The 304-nt window shown below is 53.3% G+C and carries 1 protein-coding gene; it reads right to left on the reverse strand.

The features are described 5' to 3' along the window. Positions 1 to 23: 23 nt before the first annotated feature. A partial coding sequence (locus AC1RPN_RS08820) for a hypothetical protein (RefSeq protein WP_481763813.1) occupies positions 24 to 304 on the reverse strand: 281 nt, incomplete at its 5' end.

Below are 304 nucleotides of genomic sequence, written 5' to 3' on the forward strand. Positions count from 1 at the left end.
GGTCTTGAGAAAATCAACAGCTATCATGATGATCCTTCAAAATACTTCGTCTTCACGCGCTCCAAAATCCACTCCGGGCAGTTACCCGGGTCGAACAAGGTGACGCCAGCGCGCTTTGCGGCCTTGCTCGGTTCTTCGTGGTCTGCGAATTGGAGCCAAGGGCTTCCCTTAACTTTCCAAAGCGTGAGAACACGGACATCCACTTCCTGTTGAAGCACGGGCCGAATGACTTCGGTCGCTTTGATACCTGCGCAGTCACCGCCCATCATGAGAATCGCGCGTTTAACACCACCCAGACTAAGGT

The sequence above is a fragment of the Dellaglioa sp. CoH-57-MRSF-20 genome, from assembly GCF_056781955.1.